We start from the raw sequence: 23,077 nt of genomic DNA on the forward strand, positions 1-23,077 counted from the left end.
GTGTCGTTCGTCGACGCGCTACGACGTCCCGGTCCGCTAGGGCCGGGACGTCGTAGAGGTTCGTTCGTACCAGTGGCCCAACCCCAACGTCATTTCGTTCACGCAGGAGGGACACACGCGATGGACGCGTCCGACCCGCGCAAGCAGGACGACGCCGGCTTCGGCCTCGTCGAGATCATCGTCTCGATCCTCATGCTCGCGCTGCTCGCGACCGCCTTCGCGCCGGTGCTCATCGGCAGCATCCGCACGATGGCGAAGATGTCGACGATCGCGACCGCGACGCAGGACGCCAACCGGGCGCTCGAGGAGCAGCGCGCCATGCTCCGTACGACCACGACATGCGCCCTCACGGCCCCGTCGAGCTACAGCCTCACGGACAGCCGTGGGCTCGGGCTCACCCGCACCGTCAGCTACGACACGTCGAGCTGTGCCTCCTCGAAGCTCGTCACCGTGCGCGTTCTCGTCAAGGCGTCGGCGAACAGCGCCAACTACCATTCGGGCCAGACCGTCGTCGACGTCTCCACCCTCGTCTACGCAGCGGACGCAGCGTGATGCGCCGCGCGAGGGTCCCCGGTGACGACGACGGCATGACGATGGCGGAGCTCGTCGTCTACATGGTGCTCCTCTCGCTCGTCCTCCTCGGGGTGGGGGCGTTCATGGTCAACGCGCTCACGGGCCAGCGCCGCGCGGTGGCGCTCTCCGAGGCCTCGAACAACGTCCAGGTCACCTCCAACGCCATGTCGCTCGCCGTGCGCAACTCCTCGACCGGAGGCCTGAAGGTGGCCGCGAGCACGCTCGTCGTCCACACGGGAGGCGGGAGCGCGAGCGACCCGTGGCGTTGCGAGGCGTGGATCTACGTGCCCCCCGCCACAGGTGCCGCGGGCGGGACGATCTACAGCAAGCGTTGGCCCGTGGGCACGCCCCTGGCCTCGACGGCGGCCGCGGACCTCGCAGCCGGCGCCACCACGGGATGGACGACCGCGGTCGCCGATGTGCTCCCCGTAGGCGTGTCCCCGGTGTTCTCCGAGGTCGTCGCCGGTAGTGTCACGATACAGTTCCGCAGTGTCCAGTCTGCGCCGTCCGGTGCCCCGGGAGTGACGATCATGACGACCGTCACGCCCCGCACCCAGGCCGTCGCCGCCGCAGCAGGAGGTTGTTTCTGATGGTGATGTTCCGCCGGTTCCGCCGAGCCTCAGGTGATGCCGGAGCGGCCCTCGTGTCCGTCATCGGAGCGATGCTCGTCGTCGGTGTCGTCGTGACGACGCTCGTCGCCACGAGCATCGCCAACGTCCGTGTGACGACCGAGTCGCGATCCTCCTCCGAGGCACGTGCCGTCGCCGAGGCTGGGATCGCGCAGGTCCAGGCGATGCTCGGCGCGAAGTCGTGCCCCACTGGCGGCGTGGTGAACGGCACCGTCGGCGGTGGCTCGTTCGCGGTCGAGATCCACCCGTCGGACACGGCGGCGGCGAGCGCCGCCGACGCTGTCGGCTGCCCGACGGCCACGACCGCCTCGGTGTTCCTCTCTGCGAAGGGCACGGCCGCGCAGACGTCCGTCGGCGGAGGCCCCGCTTCGCGCACCATGCAGGCGTTGCTCGCGCGGAAGGTCGCGTCAAGTCCCTTGTTCGGCGCCGCGATCTACTCCGGCCAGAACATGGATGTCAACACGAACCTCGCGTTGACCGGCACCGACGCCGACATCTTCACCGACGGCAACTTTAGGTGCTCGACGGCCGCCTCGATCCAGGGCAGCGTCCTCGCCACGGGAAAGGTCACCTTCTCCTCGACCCCGTGCACCGTCGAGGGGGACGTCTACTCCGACGAGTTCGAGTGCTCGAACGCCTCGGTGATCAAGGGCGGGCTCTACGCCCGCGGCAAGGCGAACTTCAGTACGCAGTGGTGCACGTTCAGCGAAGACGTCTGGATCGGCGGTGACGTCGCCGCGGCCCGCGGGATCAAGACCGCCGGCGAGCTCAAGGTGCGCGGCAACCCGCCCGTCAACAACGCGACGAGCGAGCTCCCGCTGGCGTCGAACGTCACCGTGGGCGGCAAGATCGGCAACGGGGTCGGGGCGTCGAACTACAACCTTATGCTCGCCAAGTATCCGTTGATGCAGCAGTATGCGGCCGTCGATATGCCGCCCAAGGCCATTGACGTCAAGCCGACGACGATGCCGAAGGTGGACCAGTCACATTCGATCTTCACCGGGTGGACGAAGAAGTCTTGGAAGGCGTCGGTCGAACCGCTGCGCAGCTCCAACATCCCGGCATGCGACTTGAATTGGGGCGGCAACCACTTCTCAGGGACGCTCAAGGTCACGTCACCGACGATCTTTGATACCACGACGGCGACCGAGTGCAACAACGGCATGCTCAAGCTGGGTGCCGGCCTCAAGCTCGAGCTCAGCGCCGACATGGTGATCTTCGCGAAGTCCTTCGATATCGCGGGCGACGTGACCATCACCTCGGGCGACGGCCTCCAGCACTCGCTCTACTTCATCACTCCGTACCCTGCGTCACAGACGAGCTGCACCTCGAACGTCGACAGCGCACGGACGATCACCTATACCACCGGCACGTGGAACCAGAGCAGCAAGGTGGCGCTTCTCGTCTACGCGACCGGCGGGCTCCGCTTCCACATGAGCCCAGGCCCGCAGATCTACGGCCAGATGTATTCCTGCAAGGTCGAGATGAACACGGCGGTCAAGCTCCACTTCACGCAGGCGGGGGCCACGGACGACTCGGCGTCGAAGGCCCAGATGTCCGTCACCTACCTGCGCGACGCCGGCTGACCCGTGCTCGTCGCGCTCTTCACCCTTGCCGGTCTGCTCATCGGGTCGTTCCTCAACGTCGTCGTGCACCGCGTTCCCGCGGGCGCGTCGGTCGTGGACCCGCCGAGCGCATGTCCGTCGTGTGGTTCCCGCATCCGCTGGTTCGACAACGTGCCCGTCGTCTCCTGGCTCGCTCTTCGCGGACGGTGCCGGGACTGCACGGCACGGATCTCGGTGAGGTATCCCCTTCTCGAAGCCACGACCGGTGTTCTCTTCGCCGCCACGGCAGCCTGGACGCTCGACGGCTCCGTCGGATCGATCCTCCTGTCGGCGGTGCTGTGCTACGTCGTCGCAGTCGCGGTGGCGCTCGTCCTCATCGATGTCGAGCACCACCGGTTACCGGACGCCATCGTGCTCCCGAGCATCTACGTCGTGGTCGTCGGGCTCGCCGTGGTTGCGGCTGTGGACGGCGCTGCTGGCCGGCTCGTCATGTCTGTCGTCTCTGCGGCGGTGCTGTATGCGGTGTACCTGGTGATCGCAGTCGTCTACCCCGCAGGAATGGGGGGCGGGGACGTCAAGCTCGCCGCCCTGATCGGTCTCGTGCTCGGGTGGTACGGCATCCCTGCCGTCATCGTCGGGTGGTTCGCCGGGTTCGTCGTCGGAGGGATCGTCGGTGTCGTGGTCATGGTCACGCGGCGCAGCGGGCGCAAGACGATGATCCCGTTCGGTCCGGCGATGATCGTCGGCGCGGCGATCGGCGTGCTGTGGGGTGCGGAGCTCGCTCAGATCTACCTCGACGTCGCGCTGTCCGGTTGATCGACGAAGTCCGACACGTTCGCTCAAGTCGGCGCTGAGTTGCGCCGATAACGCCTTGGCGGGCACAGGTCCGCACGACATGGGAGGTGCGAGTGGCCCGCGAGAGAGTTGTCGGTCTCGATATCGGGACGGTAGGCGTGCGCGCCGTGGAGATGGAGCTCGCCGGCCCGGGACGCGGTGGGACGATCCACAGGATCGGCGAGGTACCTCTTCCCCCAGGTGTCGTGCGCGACGCCGAGGTCATCGAGAAGGGTCCTGTCTCCGCGGCGATCAAGAAGCTCTGGTCCTCGGACGGCATGAGTGCCAAGCGGGTCGTCATGGGGGTGGGTAACCAGCGAGTCGTCGTGCGCAACATGACGATGCCCCGCATGCCGATCGGGCAGCTGCGCCAGGCGGCCGTCTATCAGGCTCAGGAGACGCTCCCGATGTCTGTCGACGAGGCGCTCACAGACTTTCTTCCCACCCACGAGTTCGTCGATGGCAACGGTGACTCGGTGGCAGGTCTCTTCGTCGCCGCAGGCAAGGACACGGTGTCGCTCAACGTGCTCGCGGTCGAGTCGGCAGGCGTGAGCCCCGCAGTGGTTGACCTCAACGCGTTCGCGCTCATGCGAGCCGCGTCGCTCGAGCACGGCGGAGCCACGATCGCGTGCGTCGACATCGGTGCCCGTGTCACCAACGTCGTCATCTCTCACGAGGGTCGGCCGCAGCTTGTCCGCGTCATCGCGGCAGGGGGGCAGGACGCCACTGACGGTCTCGCCCGTGTCCTCAAGACGACGGATGCCGAGGCGGAGAACCTCAAACGCCAGATGGGCCTGTCCTCGAGCGTCCCGGCGGGGCTCGAGGAAGCAGCGAGGACGATCCAGGTGTCCGTCCGCAACATCGTCGATCCGGTGGTCTCGACCCTCAGCTACTACGGCTCGCAGATCCGGGGGCCGCAGATCTCGATGCTCGTCCTCACCGGCGGGGGAGCGCAGCTCCCAGGGCTCGGTCAGTATCTCGCGAGCGCGGCGCGCCTGCCCGCGACCCTCGGCTCCCCGTTCAGCGGCGTCCAATGGACGAAGAGCGCTGGGCGTGAGCGGTTCGCGGATCGTGAATCGTCGTTCGCCGTCGCCGTCGGACTCGCACTCGGAGGTGCCGCGTGAGTCTCTCCCTGCAGAAGAAAGCCGCATCGCAGACGACGGGGTCGACGCGACGCAGCAGCGGTTCGCTCATCCCATCCGTGCCGCGCGTCAACCTCCTTCCCGCCGAGATCATCGACCGACGGTCGCTCCGGTCGCTGCGACGGATGCTTCTGTTCGTCCTGCTCGGCGTCATCGTCCTCTGTGCAGGACTGGGATTCTTCTCGTGGTCGAACCTCGTCCGCGCCGAGGCCGACCTCGAGGCGGAGCAGCAGCGCACGAGCGACCTGCTCCTCGAACAGCGCAAGTACGTCGAGGTGACCGCTGTGAAGAGCCGCATCGAGCTCACCCGCGATGCTCTCGACTACGTGTCGCAGACCGAGGTCGACTGGGACTCGGTGCTCGGCATGGTCGCGAGCGCCACCCCCGAGGAGGTCCTCCTGGGGTCCATCACGGTCGAGGCCGCGACGCCGCTGACGGGCGCACCTGCCGCGGCTGACCCGCTGGCCGCCCCCTCCATCGGGACGATGACGCTGACCGGCAGCTCGGACACCCGCCCGGACATCAGCGCCTGGACGAGCGCGCTCGAGGGCCTTCCTGGCGTCGTCGACGCGCGCATCGTCGTGACGTCGGCGGTCCGCGAGGAGGACGAGGCTCCTTCGTCCTTCAACTTCGAGGTGACTGTCGCGCTGAGCGACGTGCTGCAGCGTGCCGACGGGCTCGTCGCGAACCTCCCTGCAGAGAGCGAGGGCAAGTGATGCCGAAGTCACGTGGTCCATGGATCGCGATCGCGGTCGTGGCGTGCGCGCTCGTCATTGCGGGGTTCTGGTTCCTGCTCATCGGCCCCAACCGTGCCGACGCAGCGGAGAAGGATGCCTCCCGGGAGAAGGTCGCGGCGGAGAACGCGGTCCTCGCGTCCAAGGTGGCCGCGCTCCGCGCGGACTTCGCGAGGATCGAGAACTACCGGTCGGAGCTATCGCTCCTTCGGGTGCATCTTCCGACGGAGATCGGGGACGAGCAGGTGTTCGACCAGCTCACCGAGGTCATCGAGAAGCATGAGGGGACGCTCCTTGAGCAGAAGGCGGGGGCTCCGGTCTCGCTCGTCGGCCAGATCCAGGCGGCCGCGATCGCGAGCGCCGAGGCCGAGGAGGGCAAGAAGGACGGGGAGAGTGCCGCCACGGACACCGCCACCCCGGCACCTCCCGCCGGCTGGGCGGCATCGACGCTGGACCAGCTCGCGGCCGTGCCTGTCGAGCTCGAGATCGAAGGGACCTTCGAGTCCGTCCGGGCGGTCTTCAGAGAGCTCGGACACGCACCGGACCGCTACCTCATGGTGGCGGCGCCGCAGCTTGACGTCATGGAGCGCGAGACCGGTGATCCCCTCATCCGCGCGAGCTTCACCCTTTACACCTTTACGTTCACCGACGCCGTGGAAACCGCTGAGGCAGACGTCCTCGAGCGGTTGGACATCAGTGAGAACGGGCTGGACATGCCGTCCTCGTCCCGCGACCCCTTCGGGCTGCGAGACGACGAGTGACCTCCCGTCGTGCCACGTCCGCAGTGCGGGCGTGGCACGGCGACACGCCTCATCCGTGGAATGATCGGACTCATGCTGCGCTGGTTGACCTCAGGTGAGTCCCACGGCCCGTCGCTCGTCGGAGTGATCGAGGGCCTTCCTGCGGGTGTCGAGGTGACGAGCCAGGACGTCCGTGACGCGCTGGCACGCCGCCGCCTCGGCTACGGACGCGGTGCACGTCAGAAGTTCGAGCAGGACGAGCTTCGGGTACTCGCAGGCGTCCGCCACGGCGTGACACAGGGCGGCCCCGTGACGTTCGAGATCGCGAACTCCGAATGGCCCAAGTGGGTCGATGTCATGGCCCCGGACCCGGTCGACGCGTCGGCACTCCAGGTCGACGCGGGCACGGGCGACGTCCGTGAGATCGCCCGCAACAAGAAGATCACGCGGCCCCGCCCCGGCCACGCGGACCTCGTCGGCATGCGCAAGTACGGTTTCGACGATGCACGGCCGGTGCTCGAGCGCGCATCAGCTCGCGAGACTGCGACCCGTGTTGCTCTCGGTGTTTATGCCGCTGCGTTCCTCGAGCAGACCGTCGGCGTGCGACTGGTCTCGCACGTCGTCGGGATTGGACCCGTTGCCGTTCCCGAGGGCGCCGCCGTCCCAACGCCGGACGATGTCGCAGCGCTTGACGCGGACCCGGTTCGCTGCTTCGACGCCGCAACGTCGGCCGCGATGGTCGCCGAGATCGACGACTGCCACAAGGCAGGCGACACTCTCGGAGGTGTCGTCGAGGTTCTGGCTTACGGAGTTCCCACCGGGCTTGGGACGTATGTGCACTCCGACCGTCGCCTGGATGCACGACTCGCGGCCGCGATCATGGGCATTCAAGCGTTCAAGGGCGTCGAGATCGGCGATGGCTTCCGGACCGCGACCCGTCGTGGGTCGCAGGCTCACGATGAGATCGATGTCGCTGACGGCCACATCACACGCGTAACCAACCGTGCCGGGGGCATCGAGGGCGGCATGTCGAACGGCGAGGTCGTTCGCGTGCGGGGAGCGATGAAGCCCATCTCCACCGTGCCGCGTGCGCTCCGGACCGTCGACACTGCGACGGGGGAGCCTGCCCAGGCCCAACACCAGCGCTCCGACGTCTGCGCGGTGCCGCCCGCAGCCGTCATCGCCGAGGCGATGGTCGCGCTCACGCTTGCCGACGTCGTTCTTGAGAAGTTCGGCGGCGACTCCGTCGCCGAGGTCCGCCGCAACTACGAGGCCTACCTCGCGGCCATCCCCGAGCACATGCGCTGACTAAACTCGTTCGCCACATACAGCGAGGGCGGAATCCCCGGTGGGGATTCCGCCCTCGCTGCATGTGGCACTACTGCGTTGTGTGCTCCCGGGGCGAGTTCGCCCCGGGAGCACACGGTCGACTACTTCACGGTGACCTTCGTCGCCTTGCTCAGCGTGCCCCAACCGAGGGCGTTCTTCGCCTGGACGCGGAAGTACGCCGGCTTCTTGGACTTGCCCTTCTTCCACGTGTAGCTGCGCGCAGAAGCGTTCGTTGTCTTGAGGGTCTTCCACTTCTTGCCGTTGGCGGAGTACTGGACCCGGTAGCCCGTGACCTTCGAGCCGTTAGCCGATGCGGCCTTCCAGGTGACCTTGACGGTCTTCTTCTTCGAGGACGTGACCTTGATCGTCGGTGCGAGGGGCCTGCTCGCAGGAACGAACTGCACTGCAGTCGAAGCTGAACCCGAGCCGAGACGTGTCTTCGCGAGGACGCGCACCTGATACGTCGTCCCGTTCGAAAGGCCCGTGAGAACCGCTGACCTGGCTCCTGTGGTGGATGCCTTCCCAGACCACGCACTCCACTTCTTCCCCGAGAGCTGGCGGGTCTCGATGAGGTAGCCCGTAATTGGTTGCCCGCCATCGGACACGGGAGCATTCCAAGTAGCCGTGACCTTCCGGTCACCACGTACAGCCTTGAGACCAGTCGGAGCGCCTGGAGGAGTGGACGTCGCCGGGGTTGTTGGGTTCGGCGAGGGAGTCTGGGCCGGGAGCGCACTCGTCGAGGTCGTGAGAACGGCCACCGCACCGGCACCGACAGCATTGACCGCGGCAACCTCAACCTCGTATGGCGTCGCGGCCGTGAGGCCGGTGAGCTTGAGCGACGTTGTCGCCGTTGTGGCGGTCACCCACGAGCCGCCCGCTACCCGGTAGCGAACAACGTAGCCCGAAACGACAGAGCCGCCGGTCGCCGAAGGCGCGGCCCACGACACCGTGAGCGCATCCGCTGTCGGTGTGGCACGCAAGCTGCGCGGCGCATCAGGATACGTAGCAGTCGACACCTTAGCGACAGTCGAGTAGGGGCTTGAGCCCACGACATTCGACGCCACAACCCTGAACTCGTACTGCGTGGCGAGAGCGAGTCCGGTGATGGTCAAACTTGTCGCGTTCGCGGATCCCGTGAAGGTCGTCCAGGCGGTCGTGTCAGTCGCCGGAAGTGCTCGGTACTCAACCGTGTACACCGGCGTCGCGCTGCTACCTACCGCTGCGCCCGAGAGCGCATTCCAGGACACCGTGACATCCGTCCCGAGGGCAGTTGCGCTGATGCCGGTCGGTGCCGCTGGCGAGGTACGGACCTCAAGCGGGTGCTCAGCAGACGCTGCGACAATCGGTCGTGTCGACGACGTGAGGGGGTCGGCCTTCGCGGGTACTGCGCGGACGTCCCACACATACGAGGTGCCGTACGCGAAGTTGATGTGGGGAACATAGCTGGTGGCCGCTGTTTCGACTGGCGTCGTCGAGGTGAGCATTCCGGCCTTTGCGACACGCACGAGGTAGCGCGAGGCACCCGGAACGGGTTCCCAATCGAGGACGATGCGCGACGCATCCTGCTCGCCCGCGGGTGGCGCTGTGGACACTGCGCCGATAGGCATGATGAACGAGGGACCGGGGTTGGGCTCCGACCTATTGTTGTCCTTGTCGATGGAGACCACACTCCACGAGTATCCCTTGCCTGGAATGAGGCCTGTGGCGACAGCCGAGGTGGCTCGGTAGTTGTCGCTTGACCTGGTCACAACGACAGGAGTCCCGCCATCGGGCGTCACGCTTACCTCAAACTTGCTCGCGCTCACTGCGCCGGTCCAGGACAGCCGGGCCGAGGTCGCACCGGGCAGAACACCGACCGCTGGATTGACGATCGTGCTTGTGCCGACCGTGAACGCAGCGGCTGGCGAGTATGGCCCCTCGGTGCCGGCTGCATCAAGAACCGCCCAGCGGAACGTGTAGTTGCCCTTGGGGAGTGCCGTCATCGTCACGGGATTGGTTCCGCTGATGGACTTGAGTGCGACGGTTGCTGGCTGGTCTGTCTTGATTGTCGAGACGACAGTGTTGCCCTCTCGGATCTCCACAACATAGCCGCGGTTCGCTCCGCCAAGTTGTTCTGCGGTCGTCGGTGTGAGGGAAAGCAGTGTCTGTGCCCCGGCGGCAATGACCGTGCCGACAGGAGGCGTCTCACCGAGACGCTTCCACATGAGCTTTCCGGGAGTGGCCCCAGCAATATCCGGCCAAGGCGCACCGGCTGATGGCGTCTTCGCATAGTCGGCGATGGCGGGGGTAATCTTCGCCAGGAATGCATCGCTCGACGACGCTGCCTGGTTGACGCGGTAGACACCGTTCACCCTTAGCGAGGGTGTCGGTGTCCAGAAGACCGCCACCTCGGTGGAGCCTTCCTGCGCGGCGGAGACGTCGGCATAGATCTCGACCTTGTAACCGGTCGCGCCAGCAATCGGCTCCCAGACGAGTTCAGGGCTCGTCGCCGTGATGACCTGCTGCTGCGGAACGCTGGACGTGAAATCGGTCGTGCTCGAGGGCTCCGGGGAGGCAATCCGGAAGAAAGTGTCTGAGGACCAGATGCTCGGCACAACGTCGGCACTTGAGCCGCTCTTACCCTGGTAAGTCGCAGTCGATGACGCAGCCATGTCGACCGCACGAACCTTCGCGCGGTAGAGGTGTCCGGGACGAATTGCCTTACCAGGGTCCGTGGTCCACAGGCAGTCCTTGGCATTCTTGAGGTAGTCAGATGCGTTACCTCGCGGGATGTAGGCGGCGATAATCGTCGCGCTCGTGCTCGCGGTCTGGCACGTGACACCGCCCGTGCCATTGACCTGCGTGACCTCAATCTCGTAGTACGTGGCGCGAGGGACAGGAGTCCACCTCAGGGCAAAGTCGTTGAAGTCGATGTCCGGTGCGTCGGCGATCGCCGACGCACCGACACGCAGGGTTGGCTTCGTCGTGTCCGCCGTGGATGAAGCGGGAAGGGACGTGGCGTCCTCACCCATGATCTTGCGCACGTGGGGCAACTTGGCAAGGTCCTCATCGCTCAGGATCGCCGGCGGGTCGGGCAGATTGGCCTGAATACCCGCAGCGTCGAGCGGAATGACACGCCAGTAATACGTGACACTCGGCAGCAGACCCACGGGCGCGAAGACGGTGCCAACGACGGTGCTCGACATGGTGAGCGTCGAGAACTTGGGGTCGACGCTGAGCTCGACACGATAAGCAGATGCACCGGGCACAGAGTCCCACTCGAGCAAGACGTCATTGACGTATGTCCCCGGTTTGGGGCTGAGACCACTCGGTGTGGCGTCCTCTTCGGACCAGACCGAGCTAAACGTGCGAGTCGGGGAGGCTGGTCCCTGATACAGCGCCGTATCGGTGCTTGAGGTGATGAAGTGGGCGGACACTCGCCATGTGTAGTCCCCGCGCAGCGTTACGGCCGGCGTGTAGGACGTCGTCACGAGGTTTGGGACGCTGGTCCAGGTCGCGCTGCCCTCAAGTGCGTACTCGAGCGTGTAGGAAACAGCGCCCGGTACGGGTGCCCACGTGAATTCCACCGGCGCGGGGTAGGCGATCGTTGCACCATCGGCTGGTGAGATGAGCCCAGGTGCCGGAGCTGCAGCGCGCGTGAATCGCGCAACAGGAGCCTCCTTTGAAGACACCCCTTGCGGCGTGACTCGCCAGAAGAGTTCGCGTTCCGCGGTGTCTCCCCACAACCCTGTGGTCGGCACCCAGGAGAGTGCCGGCGTTGTGATCTTGTCGACGATGACACTTGACCCGAAGGATGCGTCGCTCGCGATTTCGACCAAGTAGTTTGTCGCGCCCCGAACTGCGTTCCAGGCGAGCGTGATGTCGCCGGTCTCGCCAGTCACCGTGCGCGTGATGTCGGCAGCCGCGACATCCCCCGACGTGGCGATGGCTGGCATTGCAGTCAACAACCCGATGGCTAGAGCGGCGGCCGTTGCGCCCGCAACGATCCGTGGTGTTCGCATGAGGTCCCCTGTGAGGTGAGAGTGTCGCGCCTATCGGTGTGACATCGACACTCACAGTGCTTGACTTAAGGACTTCGTTCCGATTGAGGGAGCACTGCGCGGTTGCGAGACACACCTTCGTTGCCGTGACGCGGCCCGGTAATCTCGACTCGTGCCCAACGACGTCATGCCCCGCGTAGTCCTCACCGGTCCACCCGGCTCCGGCAAGTCCACGGTAGCCGCCGCACTTGGCGCCGCAACTGGCTGGCAGGTCCGTGACACGGACGCTGACGTCGAAGCCCAGGCGGGTAGGCCGATCAGCGACATCTTCCTCGATGACGGCGAGCCCGCCTTCCGCGCGCTCGAGCGCGAGGCCGTCGCGCGGGCGGTTGCAGAGCACGACGGCGTCCTCGCGCTCGGCGGGGGAGCGGTGCTCGCCCCCGAGACCCAGGAGGTGCTAGCGGCCTACGCCGCCGCGGGCGGCACGATCGTCTTCCTCGACGTCTCGCTCGCGCACGCGGCCCCCCGCGTCGGCTTCAACGTCTCCCGCCCCCTGCTGCTCGGCAACCCGCGCGCGCAGTGGCAGCAGCTCATGACCGAGCGCCGCCCCGTCTACGAGCGCGTCGCGACGGTGCGCGTCGACACCGACGACGTCGCCCCCGAGGACGTCGCGGCGATCATCCTCGAGGCGCTCGGCGCCGAACCCAGCACCACACCCACCGAGGGGAACTAGAAGTGACCACCGCACCCGTCCGCGTCACTGTGCGCGGAGAGCAGCCCTACGACGTCGTCATCGGCCGCCACCTGCTCGGCGAGCTGCCCGCGATGCTCGGCCCCGACGTCCGTCGGGTCCTCGTCCTCGCGCCCGCTGCGCTCGGTGCGACCGCCGAGGCGATCCGTGCCGACCTCGTCGTGCAGGGCTACGAGGCGATCCAGGCCGAGGTGCCCGACGCGGAGGAGTCGAAGACCGCGCAGGTCGCCGCGTTCTGCTGGCAGGTGCTCGGCCAGGCCGGTTTCACGCGTTCGGACGCGATCGTCGCCGTCGGCGGCGGCGCGACGACCGACCTCGGCGGGTTCGTCGCCGCGACGTGGCTGCGCGGCATCAAGGTCGTCCAGGTGCCGACGACGATCCTCGCGATGGTCGACGCAGCCGTCGGCGGCAAGACCGGCATCAACACCGCCGAGGGCAAGAACCTCGTCGGCGCGTTCCACCCGCCCGCGGGTGTCCTGTGCGACATCGACGCGCTCGAAACCCTGCCCCGGTGGGACTTCGTCGCCGGCCTCGCGGAGATCGTCAAGTGCGGCTTCGTCCACGACGCCCGGGTCCTCGAGCTCGTCGAGGCCCACGCGTCCGAGCTCACGCAGGGCGCGACGCACGTCCCCGAGGACGTGCTCGTCGAGCTCATCGAACGTGCCGTCGCGTGGAAGGCCGCCGTCGTCGCCGAGGACCTCAAGGAGTCCGGCCCGCGCGAGTTCCTCAACTACGGCCACACGTTCGGCCACGCGATCGAGCACGTCGAGCGCTACCAGTGGCGTCACGGCGCCGCCGTGAGCGTCGGCATGGTCTTCGTCGCCGAGCTCGCCCGGCTCGCCGGCCGACTCTCCGACGCCGACGTCGACCGTCACCGCACCGTCCTCGAGTCGCTCGGGCTGCCGACCACGTACCGCGGAGACCGCTGGGAGCAGCTCCTCACCGCCATGCGCCGTGACAAGAAGAGCCGCGGCGACACCCTGCGCTTCGTCGTCCTTGATGGCCTTGGCAAGCCCAGCCGCCTCGAAGGCCCTGACCCGACGCTCGTCGCAGCAGCCTACGCCGAAGTCGCCGCAGACGCGCCTCACGGACGGCATAGGGTGGCAATTTAGCCGCGTGCGATACGATCCCCATGCGGCTCACAGGGGGCCGTAACGGGGATACCGCGACAGCGGTGAGGAGTCACCATGCTCAAGAGACATGGCTGCGCGGCGCTAGTCGCGACCATAGCCCTAGCACTCACAGGGGGGACCACCGCGGCCGCCGCGGGCATTGCGCCGCAATCGGCGCTCACAGCGTCCCCCATCACCACCTTGGCCACCGAGGTCATCACCGACGTGCCGGTGACGGTCTCAGGCCAGTTGATTGATGACGCTGGCGAGCCGGCGTTCGGGTACGTCGAGCTCTACGTCGTCGACGCTGAAGACGGATTGTGGAGTGTCGCCGACGCCCAAACCGGCGACGACGGCGCCTTCGAGATCGATCTGCCAGACGAAGGTGACGAATTCACACTCCGCGCGGCAGCGTCCGGGTACCGAGCGACATGGCTGGGCGATGTCGACGACAGCAACGACGCCAGAACCTTCACCCGTGACGAAGTCGATTCTCTCGACGCCACCATCCGGATGATCTCGCAGACGAGCCTCTCCGGCCGCGTGACTTTTGAGGGCGACGACCTTGAGTCAGGCGTCGTCTACCTCTACGGCTGGGACGGAGATGCCTGGCAGGTCGAGAGTACGTCCGAGGTCTATGACGGCACCTACAACTTCGGCGAAGTCTCGCTTGGTACGTACACGCTGGCCTACCGCACCCACGACGACTCAACCGTCAGTTCCTTTTACGGCGGCGGCTCGTCGTTGCCGCAGGTCCCCGACGCGAGCAACTCCATCGTCACCACCCCAGGGTTGACAACTGCCGACCTCGAGGTCACCGGACTCATTTCCATCGAGGGCACAGTGACGAGCCCCCAGGGGCCGGTCGGTGGTGCGTCCATCCGGGTGTATAAGTGGAGTGAAGAGGGTAACGAGTGGTGGCATTCCGACCTCAGGGCTCAGACCGACGACGCGGGCCGATACCGGCTCCTCGTCATGCAGGGCGACACTGAGACCTTCACGCTGCGGGTGACGCGTGCCCGTTATGCCGTGGGCTTCCTCGGTGGCGGCACGTCATTCTCGGAGCCGACGCCCTCGAATTCCTTCACCGCCGCGACTGCTGCCACGCTCCCGAACATCGTGCTCACGCCACGAGCCTCCTCTCTCGGTCGGCACGCCGGGGTGATCGCGCCGCACTGTACGACGCACGAGCTGTTGCCAAACGATGACGAGTCGACCGACGCGATCCAGCTCCCGTTTAACCTCACGTACTTCGGCCAGCCGTACAGCGAGATCTACGTCAACAACAACGGCAACGTGACGTTCGACGGCCCGCTCTCGCAGTACACCCCAGAGGCTCTCGATGGCGACCTGTCCAAGCCGATCATTGCCCCGTTCTTCGCCGATGTTGATACGCGCGACACGGAAGAATCCGACGTCGTCACCTATGGCGCTTCGCCGGACGGTAAGAGCTTCTGCGTCAACTGGGACAACGTTGAGCCCTTTTTCGGAACCTCGTCGTCCGGCGCACTCAACACCTTCCAGTTGATCCTCACGTCGCGAGAAGACGTCCCGGGACGCAGTGCGGGCGACTTCGACATCACCTTCAACTACGACGAAATCACGTGGGACACCGGAAGTGCCTCCGGCGACATCGCGGCTACGGTGGGATACGCCAGCGGTACCGGCGATGACGGCACCTTCTTCCAGCTCGACGGCTCGCTCACGAGCGGGGCCTTCTTCGACAGCGGGTCCCACGCACTGATCGCGGGTCGCCAGAACTCCACTGTGAGTGGCCGCTACGTGTACGAGATCCGCAATCTCGGCCACGACACGCTGCTTGGCGGCGTCACTGGAACGGTCCTGAACGCCGATGGCAGCCCCGCTGCCGACGTCTTCGTGGAACTGAGCAACGGCCGCCAGGCCTACACGACCCGGACTTCCGCCAACGGCACCTACAGCGTCGCGGCCGCTCGCGTGGGCGAGTACTCGATTCGTGCGTGGCCGATCGATGACGGAGTTCGACAGGCTGGTGCGCGCGTCACCGTCGTCGCCGGCGAGACAGTCACCGTGCCAGACGTCCAGTTTGCTCAGCCGGTGGGAATGCCCACGAACGTCGGCCTGTCCGGCGCGTCAACCGGTACCGCGACGGCGGGCTCGGTTCCGTCCATCTACTACCAGGACGCCCTCGCACTCTCCTACACGGCCGCTCCTGGCGGGACCGCGACCTTCGAGGTGCTCGGAATTGACGGCAGTGTCCTCACCAGCGGCACGTTCGTTGAATCCCAGCCCGGCGTCTACCAGGCGACCGTTCCGGCGCTCTACCCGCATGTGGGTGACGCAGAGGTTCGCATCACGTTCACTCCTGCGAGCGGTGTGCCGACGGTCACTGAGTTCGCCATCTACATCGACCCGTCAGGAACCGTCGTCGACTCCTGGGGCATGCCCATTGCCGGCGCCACGACGACCCTGCTGAGGGCAGACGACTACAACACCGAGTACACGGTCGTCCCCGACGGCTCCGACCTCATGTCCGCCAAGAACCGCACCAACCCCATGTCGACGTCCGCACAAGGCATCTTTGGCTGGGACGTCCAGCCGGGCTGGTACAAGGTCCGTGCCGAGAAGCCGGGCTACACGTCGGCCACGACCCAGGCGCTCGAAGTGCCACCGGAGCGCGTCGACCTGGTCATCAAGCTCGCGGGTGGCAGCGCACCAACGCTGACCTCGACGCTCTCCGGCTCTGCGACCGTCGGAAGCCAACTCACCGTCACTGGGCCCACGCTTGACTCGAAGTTCAAGGTCACCGGCTACCGCTGGCTGCGGAATGGTGCTGCGATCCCCGGGGCGACTGGCGCAAGCTACACCCTCACTGCTGACGACGCTGGGGCCACGGTGGGCGTGTCGACCGTCATCCAGCGTGAAGCAGTGCGGTTCGACCCGCTGGACTCGTCAGTCCTCGTGTCGTTTGCGCCCTTCGAGGCGCCTGCGCCGGCCGTGCAGGTTCCTGCCGCGCCCGTGGTGACCCCGCCCAGCGGTGAGACCACGACGCCGCCCACCACCGCGGCCTTCGTCAAGGGCAAGGTGGCGATCACAGGGGCCGCGCGCGTCGGCAACGTCCTCAAGGTGAAGCGCACCGGATGGTCCGGTAGCGCAAGCTACTCCTACCAGTGGCTGCGCAACGGCAAGGCCATCGGCAAGGCCACCAAGACCAACTACCGGTTGACGAGTGCGGACCTCGGCAAGCGCATCACGGTGCGCGTCACCGCCAAGCCCGCAGCCGCCGCACGCGTGTCAGTGACCTCCAAGGCGACCGCCAAGGTGGCCAAGGGCAAGGGCACGATCAAGGTGAAGGTCTCCTCGAAGAAGGCTGGTGTGGCCACCCTCAAGGTGACCGTCACGCGCGCCGGAGTCGCCGCTAAGAAGCTTGGCGGCAAGGTCACGGTCCGGGACGGAAAGCGCGTCGTCGGAACGCACAAGCTGAAGAACGGCAAGGCGACCATCACCCTGAAGAAGCTCACCAAGGGCAAGCACACGTTGACCGTGAGTTACCCCGCGACGAAGACCCACGTCGCCCTCAAGGTCAGCGTGAAGCAGTCGGTCCGCTGACCAACGCTTGACACTCCAACGGCCCGGTATCCCATGTGGGATACCGGGCCGTTGTGCGTGACGGGCCTCAGCCCCAACACGTCACGAGCGTCACCGCGTGTTTCCGCCGCATTGAAGTACACGCGGCCGTCATAGACAGCCGGCCTCGGCGTCGCAATCGCCGCATGCACATTTCCCGGAACCCCCAGATCCTTCGACTCCGCAAGCGTTCGCACCACACCGTCGTCGGCCACAACCCGCACCCGCCACCGGCCATGCGCCACGTCGCCCGTCAACGACTCCACCCACACCGTGACGTCATCGTCGGCGTACGCATCCACCGGAAGCGCCGTCGCCCGCGGGAGCTCAGTGAGATCGCCCTCGTAGCAGCCGCCACACGACGCATCGTCCGCAAGCGTGCCGTCGTCCGCCACAAGCGGGCGACCATCCGGGCCACGCAGCTCATTGACCGTCGGCGTCATCGTCACCGGAGGCGGCGCGGCGGGCAGCGCCCCGCCGCAAAGTGTGCGGAGACCACGCACGGGAGTGCCCCTACCTGGCGCTGGGGTCGGCGCCCGCATCGCGGATGCGCGACCGCAGACCGGACCGCGCCCCAGTGCGAGCGCGCCGCCCGCTACGCTCCCCGCATGAGCCGCGTCCTCGTTCTCAACGGTCCCAACCTCGGTCGCCTCGGCGTGCGCGAACCCGAGGTGTACGGTCACGCGACGCTCGCCGACCTGCGGTCGGCGTGCGAGGAATGGGCTGCCGCGCTCGGCCTTGAGGCTGACGTCCGCCAGACCGATGACGAGTCCGAGATCGTCGCCTGGCTCCACGAGGCCGTCGACACCCGGTCCGACGTCGTCCTCAACCCTGCCGCGTTCACCCATTACTCCTACGCGCTGCGCGACGCCGCCGCCCAGGTGACGGACGTCGGGCTGCGGCTCGTCGAGGTCCACATCTCCAATCCCTACGCACGCGAGGCGTTCCGGCACCTGTCGGTCGTCGGGCCCGTCGCGACGGGAACCGTCGCGGGCTTCGGTCTCGACTCCTATCGGCTCGCGCTCTCGGCCCTCGCGGGCGCCTGATCCGGCCGCTGCCCGACGGCTCGACGACCTCCGCCCGTCCGACCGTCGGAAGGGGTCGAAAGGTGGCATGCCCCGCACAGCGCCGGCCACCAGTGGCGGACGCCACCCCGCGGCCGCGCGAACGAAGCCGTCGCGCGCTCGCTATACTCGACAAGTTGCGGCGGCTGCCGCCCTGCGGCAACCCTCCGGCAAGCCCACCGCCCCGGCGCGCGGGTTCCGGAACCACCGACACTTGACACCCCCAAGAGGAAGTTGAACCGTGGCGACCACGAACGACATCAAGAACGGCACCGTGCTCCGTCTCGACGGCCAGCTGTGGACCGTCATCGAGTTCCAGCACGTCAAGCCTGGCAAGGGCGGTGCGTTCGTCCGCACGAAGATCAAGAACGTCGTCACCGGCAAGACCGTCGACAAGACGTTCAACGCAGGCCTGAAGATCGAGACCGCCAACGTCGACAAGCGGAACTACCAGTACCTCTACAAGGACGGCGACGACTTCATCTTCATGGACACCGACACCTACGACCAGGTGCCGGTCTCGTCCACCGTCGTCGGCGACGCCGTCGACTACATGCTCGAGAACCAGATGGTCCTCGTCGCCCAGAACGACGGTGTGCCGCTCTACATCGAGCTGCCCGCGTCCGTCGTCCTCGAGATCACGTACACGGAGCCCGGCCTCCAGGGCGACCGCTCGACCGGTGGCACCAAGCCCGCGACGCTCGAGACCGGCGCCGAGATCCAGGTCCCGCTCTTCCTCGAGCAGGGCACCAAGGTCAAGGTCGACACCCGTGACGGCTCCTACCTGGGTCGCGTGACCGACTGACGTGGCAGCCCGGAGCAAGGCCCGCAAGCGGGCCGTCGACGTCCTCTTCGAGGCCGAGCAGCGTGACGTCGCACCGTTGACGATGCTCGCCGACCGCATCGCGTCCCCCGGGACGGAGGCAGCGCTCCCGCAGTACGCGTGCGAGCTTATCGAGGGGTACGACGCTCACGCGGCACGCATCGACGAGGTGCTCGAGACGTACTCGAACGGCTGGACGCTGGACCGCATGCCTGCGGTCGACCGCGCGATCCTGCGGCTCGCGACGTGGGAGATCGTCTTCAACGACGATGTCCCGGACGCGGTCGCGATCGACGAGGCCGTCGAGCTCGCCTCGGCGCTGTCGACCGACGAGTCGCCGAGCTTCGTCAACGGTCTGCTCGCGCGCGTCATGGAGCTCAAGCCGACGCTGCTCGGCTGAGCGTCCCGCTCGATCAGGGCCCTGCTCCCCGCGCGGGAGCGGGGCCCTGACCGTTGCGGGCAGGGGCACGCTCCCTAGTCGTCGCACCTACGCGAACGTAACCTACGGCGCCGTAGGTTAGCCTTGCTGCATGGATCTTGCCGACCGTCCCTGGCTCAGCTCGTACGCACCCGGCGTCGCCGCCGACGTCGACGTTCCCGACGAGCCCCTCCACGCCGTCATCGAGCGCAACGCTGCCGCGTTCCCTGACCGCATCGCGCTCGACTTCCTCGGACGACGCACCACCTACCGCCAGCTCGCCGAAGACGTCGCACGAGCCGCTGGCGTCCTCACCCGCCTCGGCGTCGCGCCGGGGGACAGGGTCGCGATCGCATTGCCGAACTGCCCGACGCACGTCGTCGCGTTCTACGCTGTCCTGCGCGTCGGCGGCGTCGTCGTCGAGTGCAACCCCACGTACACGCGCGACGAGCTCGCGCACCAGATCGCCGACTCGGGCGCCAAGGTCGCGATCGCGTGGGAGCCCACAGCAGCGCGACTCCTCACCGTCCAGGCCGACGCCGGCGTCGAGACCGTCGTCGCCGTCGACCTCACGCGCGACCTGCCCGGCGCCAAGCGCCTCGCCCTCAAGCTCCCCGTCGCCACCGCCCGCGCCCTGCGCGGACAGATGCGCGGCGACGTCCCCGACGGCACGCCCCGCTGGGAGGAGCTGCTCCGCGACGCCCGCCCCGTCCCGGCGAGCTACCCGTCACCCGGACCCGACGACCTCGCGCTGCTCCAGTACACGGGCGGCACGACGGGCACGCCCAAGGCCGCGATGCTCACGCATCGCAACCTCGTCGTCAACGCCCTCCAGGGCCAGGAGTGGACCCAGCAGGGCCTCGACACGGCCGACGGACCCCGGCGTGGCCTCTCCGACGACGTCGTCTACGGCGTCCTGCCCTTCTTCCACGCGTTCGGCCTCACGTTGTGCCTCTCGTTCGCCCTGCGCATCGGCGCGACCCTCGTCCTCCTGCCGAAGTTCGACGTCGCGCAGTTCCTCGCCGCGCAGAAGCGCGTCCCCGGCACGTTCCTGCCCGCTGTGCCGCCCATGCTCGACCGCATCGCCAAGGCCGCACCCGCCGCCGGCGTCGACCTCACGACGTTCCAGTTCGCCATCTGCGGCGCGATGCCGCTGCCCGCAGCCGTCGCGTCCGCGTGGGAGGCCGCAACGGGAGGCCTCGCGATCGAGGGTTACGGCATGACGGAGACGTCGCCCGTCGCGCTCGGCTCGCCGTGCTCCGACGCACGCCAGCCCGGGACGCTCGGCCTGCCCTTCCCGTCGACGTACATCCGCGTCACCGACCAGGAAGACCCGCAGGTCCTCGCCCCCGCAGGCGAGCGGGGCGAGCTGCTCATCTCCGGTCCCCAGGTCTTCCAGGGCTACTGGAACCGGCCCGAGGAGACCGCTGAGAGCCTCGTCGAGATCGACGGCCGCACGTGGATCCGCACGGGCGACGTCGTCGTGGTGCAGCCCGACGGGTTCGTCAAGCTCGTCGACCGCATCAAGGAGATGATCATCTCCGGCGGGTTCAAGGTGTACCCGTCGCAGGTCGAGGACCACCTGCGTGCGATGCCCGGCATCGAGGACGTCGCCGTTGTCGGCGTGCCGGGGGGAGACCTCGGCGAGCGCGTCGTCGCCGCGATCGTCCTCGCGACCGACGTCGCCGCCGCGATCGACCTCGCGCAGGTGCGCGCTTGGGGCGAGGAGAAGCTTGCGCGCTACGCGCTGCCCAAGCAGCTCGAGATCGTCACCGAGCTGCCCCGCTCGCAGATCGGCAAGGTCCTGCGTCGCGTCGTCCGCGACGACATCATGGCGCGCAAGTCGGAGTAGCCGGGCCGTTCCGGGGCTGGCCTGCACGGTCCGGGCTGCGCTCCGTCCCGGTTCTTGCGCCGGAGCACCTCTCGGAGGTGCAGCCGCGCACGCTACTGTCGCCCGGTCTCTACCTCGGGACGAGGGCTTGCGTCGGCGCACCTCTGGGAGGTGCAGCCGCGCAAGACTCTGCGCCGGGACGAGGCATCATCGCGTCGCTCGTCCACAGACCGACGTCCCGGTCAGCGCATCGACCAGGTTTCGGGGCATTCTCGACCCATGCGACCCTCCGACGACCTTCGCTGGACTCCGCGTGATGCGGTGACGACCGGCCGTGCCTTCACCCGTGAACAGGCGCGGGCGGCGGGCGCGTCCCGTGGTCAGGTCCGCCGACGCGTCGAGCGAGGCATCTGGGTTCCCGTCGTCGGAGCAGCGCTCCGGCATCGCGACCGGCCGGTCGACGCGCGGATGCTCGTCGGTGCCGCGCGCCTCACTTGGGCGGACGCTGTCGTCGTCGGCGCGGCCGCAGCAGCCTTCCACGGGGCGCCCATCGCTCTCCCGACGGTCGTCGACGTCGCGGGGCTGGTCCCGACGACGAGGACGTTCCGGGGTCTTCGACCGCGCTTCGTCGAGATCGATCCGGCCGAGACCATGGAGTCGCCCGGGTGGAACGTCGTCGTCGAACACCGGGCCTACCTCCAAGCGCTCGCCGAGCTGCCGCGCAGGCAGGCGGAGAACCTCTGGGCGTGGGCGACAACGCGCCGGATCCTCTCGCTCGATCTCCTCCGCGAGGACATCGAGGCCCACCCGCGCCGTCGCGGCAACCGGCAGCTCAGGGAGCTGCACGCCTGGGGTGCCACGGGTGCCGTGAGCGAAGCCGAACGTCGTGCTCACCTGCTGCTGCAGGAGGCCGGGATTACTGGATGGGACGCTGGCGTGAGCGTGCGCGACGCTGAGGGACTCATCGGTGTCGTCGATATCTGCTTCAAGGACGTACGGCTCGTCGTCGAGATCGACGGGGTCGAGTTCCATCGCCGCTCGATCATCCAGGACAACCGGCGCCGTAACCGGCTCGTCGCGGTCGGTTGCACAGTGCTCTCCTATACGTGGGACGACATCGTCAATCAGCCGGACCGGTTCGTCGCCCAGGTGCGGAGCGAGCTCATGCGGCTGCGCGCTGGGCGCCGTTGACATGACCGGCGTTGGCAGCGCCGCGCGCAGTGCTTCACGTTGCGCGCGAGCACCCCCTCGAGGTGCCTCAGCGCAAGGTGCCTCGGGGAGGGAAAGCGCTCCCTCCGGCAGCTTGCGCGCGAGCACCCCCCGGAGGTGCCGGCGCGCAATGTCCTCGCACGGCTGCGGACCGCGCCAGTCTGGCACGGGACCTTCGTCCCTGCGCCGCGCACCCCGGTCGGGCGAGGGTGGGGGAGGAGGGCACGATGATCGAGATCTACTACGCGTCGAGCGCGTCAGGCATGGTCAAGCAGTTCGCGCAACGGCTTGGCCGCCCTGCCCACGACCTCGGCGACCGAGAGGTCCGGCGGTCCGTGCCCGACGGGCCTTGGGTACTCGTGACGCCGTCGTACAAGACCGGCAACCCTGAGAACGACACGATTCCCGAGCCCGTCCGCCGCTTCCTGCGCAACCCTGCGACGCGTCGGCGCCTCGTCGGCGTCATGGGCTCCGGCAACCGCAACTTCGGCGAGCACTACCAGGCAGCCGCGCGCACGATCGCGCGCGTCTCGGGCCGTCCGGTGCTCTTCGAGTTCGAGCTTCAGGGGACCCAGTGGGACGTCGAGGACGCGCGCGCGATCCTCGACGAGCTCGACGCTGCACTCGACGCAACGCACCGCGGCTGACAGCGAACGGCAGTGGCGCACGCCACACCTTCCGCTCCGTGGACGGACCGTCGCGCGGGCACAACCCGGGCGTAGAGTCGGCGACCGACA

Annotated in this window: 19 protein-coding genes; 17 read left to right on the forward strand and 2 right to left on the reverse strand. The window is 67.6% G+C overall.

Features of this window, described 5'->3' with window-relative positions:
• Positions 1-120: 120 nt before the first annotated feature.
• From C1729_RS03215 to aroC, 8 genes are all read left to right on the forward strand, one after another.
• The gene (locus C1729_RS03215; RefSeq protein ID WP_102508595.1) at positions 121-552 is read left to right on the forward strand and encodes a type II secretion system protein; all 432 of its coding nucleotides are present in this window, start codon (positions 121-123) and stop codon (positions 550-552) included.
• Positions 552-1,163 (forward strand): hypothetical protein, encoded by a 612-nt coding sequence (locus tag C1729_RS03220; protein ID WP_129590655.1) that lies wholly within the window; start codon positions 552-554, stop codon positions 1,161-1,163. Before C1729_RS03215 ends, C1729_RS03220 begins: the two co-directional genes overlap by 1 nt.
• Entirely contained in the window at positions 1,163-2,788 is a 1,626-nt protein-coding gene (locus C1729_RS03225; RefSeq protein ID WP_102508598.1) for a hypothetical protein, read from the forward strand. Before C1729_RS03220 ends, C1729_RS03225 begins: the two co-directional genes overlap by 1 nt.
• Before the next feature lie 3 nt (positions 2,789-2,791).
• Positions 2,792-3,583, forward strand: a complete 792-nt coding sequence (locus tag C1729_RS03230; RefSeq protein WP_102508600.1) for a prepilin peptidase — start codon at positions 2,792-2,794, stop codon at positions 3,581-3,583.
• Positions 3,584-3,675: 92 nt separating this feature from the next.
• Complete coding sequence (pilM, locus tag C1729_RS03235) at positions 3,676-4,725, forward strand: type IV pilus assembly protein PilM (RefSeq protein WP_102508602.1); 1,050 nt, start codon at positions 3,676-3,678, stop codon at positions 4,723-4,725.
• Entirely contained in the window at positions 4,722-5,459 is a 738-nt protein-coding gene (locus C1729_RS03240) for a PilN domain-containing protein (RefSeq protein ID WP_102508604.1), read from the forward strand. Before pilM ends, C1729_RS03240 begins: the two co-directional genes overlap by 4 nt.
• Positions 5,459-6,238: a hypothetical protein gene (locus C1729_RS03245; RefSeq protein ID WP_129590656.1), complete on the forward strand. Its 780-nt coding sequence runs from the start codon at positions 5,459-5,461 to the stop codon at positions 6,236-6,238. Before C1729_RS03240 ends, C1729_RS03245 begins: the two co-directional genes overlap by 1 nt.
• A 72-nt stretch (positions 6,239-6,310) precedes the next feature.
• Positions 6,311-7,525 carry a chorismate synthase gene (gene aroC, locus C1729_RS03250; RefSeq protein WP_102510485.1) on the forward strand — a complete coding sequence of 405 codons (1,215 nt, stop codon included), beginning with the start codon at positions 6,311-6,313 and terminating at the stop codon, positions 7,523-7,525.
• A gap of 122 nt (positions 7,526-7,647) precedes the next feature.
• Here the strand turns inward: aroC and C1729_RS03255 are convergent, their stop codons facing one another.
• Complete coding sequence (locus tag C1729_RS03255; protein WP_102508608.1) at positions 7,648-11,547, reverse strand: fibronectin type III domain-containing protein; 3,900 nt, start codon at positions 11,545-11,547, stop codon at positions 7,648-7,650.
• 166 nt (positions 11,548-11,713) lie between these two features.
• On the opposite strand from C1729_RS03255, the gene C1729_RS03260 reads away from it, so the two are divergent.
• From C1729_RS03260 to C1729_RS03270, 3 genes are all read left to right on the forward strand, one after another.
• Positions 11,714-12,259, forward strand: a complete 546-nt coding sequence (locus C1729_RS03260) for a shikimate kinase (protein ID WP_102508610.1) — start codon at positions 11,714-11,716, stop codon at positions 12,257-12,259.
• Between the two features lie 2 nt (positions 12,260-12,261).
• Positions 12,262-13,389 (forward strand): 3-dehydroquinate synthase, encoded by a 1,128-nt coding sequence (gene aroB / locus C1729_RS03265; protein WP_102508611.1) that lies wholly within the window; start codon positions 12,262-12,264, stop codon positions 13,387-13,389.
• A 75-nt stretch (positions 13,390-13,464) separates the two neighbouring features.
• Positions 13,465-16,977 (forward strand): carboxypeptidase regulatory-like domain-containing protein, encoded by a 3,513-nt coding sequence (locus C1729_RS03270; RefSeq protein ID WP_102508613.1) that lies wholly within the window; start codon positions 13,465-13,467, stop codon positions 16,975-16,977.
• Here C1729_RS03270 and C1729_RS14275 read toward each other — a convergent pair.
• Positions 16,917-17,438, reverse strand: coding sequence for a hypothetical protein (locus tag C1729_RS14275; protein WP_129590657.1), 522 nt, complete (start codon positions 17,436-17,438; stop codon positions 16,917-16,919). The two genes, C1729_RS03270 and C1729_RS14275, sit on opposite strands and share 61 nt — an antisense overlap.
• A 165-nt stretch (positions 17,439-17,603) precedes the next feature.
• On the opposite strand from C1729_RS14275, the gene C1729_RS03275 reads away from it, so the two are divergent.
• From C1729_RS03275 to nrdI, 6 genes are all read left to right on the forward strand, one after another.
• Positions 17,604-18,041 carry a type II 3-dehydroquinate dehydratase gene (locus C1729_RS03275; protein WP_102508615.1) on the forward strand — a complete coding sequence of 146 codons (438 nt, stop codon included), beginning with the start codon at positions 17,604-17,606 and terminating at the stop codon, positions 18,039-18,041.
• Positions 18,042-18,300: 259 nt separating this feature from the next.
• Complete coding sequence (gene efp / locus C1729_RS03280) at positions 18,301-18,864, forward strand: elongation factor P (RefSeq protein WP_102508617.1); 564 nt, start codon at positions 18,301-18,303, stop codon at positions 18,862-18,864.
• 1 nt (position 18,865) lies between these two features.
• Positions 18,866-19,282 carry a transcription antitermination factor NusB gene (gene nusB, locus C1729_RS03285; RefSeq protein WP_102508619.1) on the forward strand — a complete coding sequence of 139 codons (417 nt, stop codon included), beginning with the start codon at positions 18,866-18,868 and terminating at the stop codon, positions 19,280-19,282.
• A 130-nt stretch (positions 19,283-19,412) separates the two neighbouring features.
• Positions 19,413-21,152, forward strand: coding sequence for an AMP-binding protein (locus tag C1729_RS03290; protein WP_102508621.1), 1,740 nt, complete (start codon positions 19,413-19,415; stop codon positions 21,150-21,152).
• Between the two features lie 258 nt (positions 21,153-21,410).
• Entirely contained in the window at positions 21,411-22,322 is a 912-nt protein-coding gene (locus C1729_RS03295) for a DUF559 domain-containing protein (RefSeq protein WP_102508622.1), read from the forward strand.
• A gap of 245 nt (positions 22,323-22,567) precedes the next feature.
• Entirely contained in the window at positions 22,568-22,987 is a 420-nt protein-coding gene (nrdI, locus tag C1729_RS03300; RefSeq protein ID WP_102508624.1) for a class Ib ribonucleoside-diphosphate reductase assembly flavoprotein NrdI, read from the forward strand.
• Positions 22,988-23,077: the final 90 nt, after the last annotated feature.

The sequence above is a fragment of the Sanguibacter massiliensis genome, from assembly GCF_900240335.1.
Lineage (GTDB): Bacteria > Actinomycetota > Actinomycetes > Actinomycetales > Cellulomonadaceae > Flavimobilis > Flavimobilis massiliensis.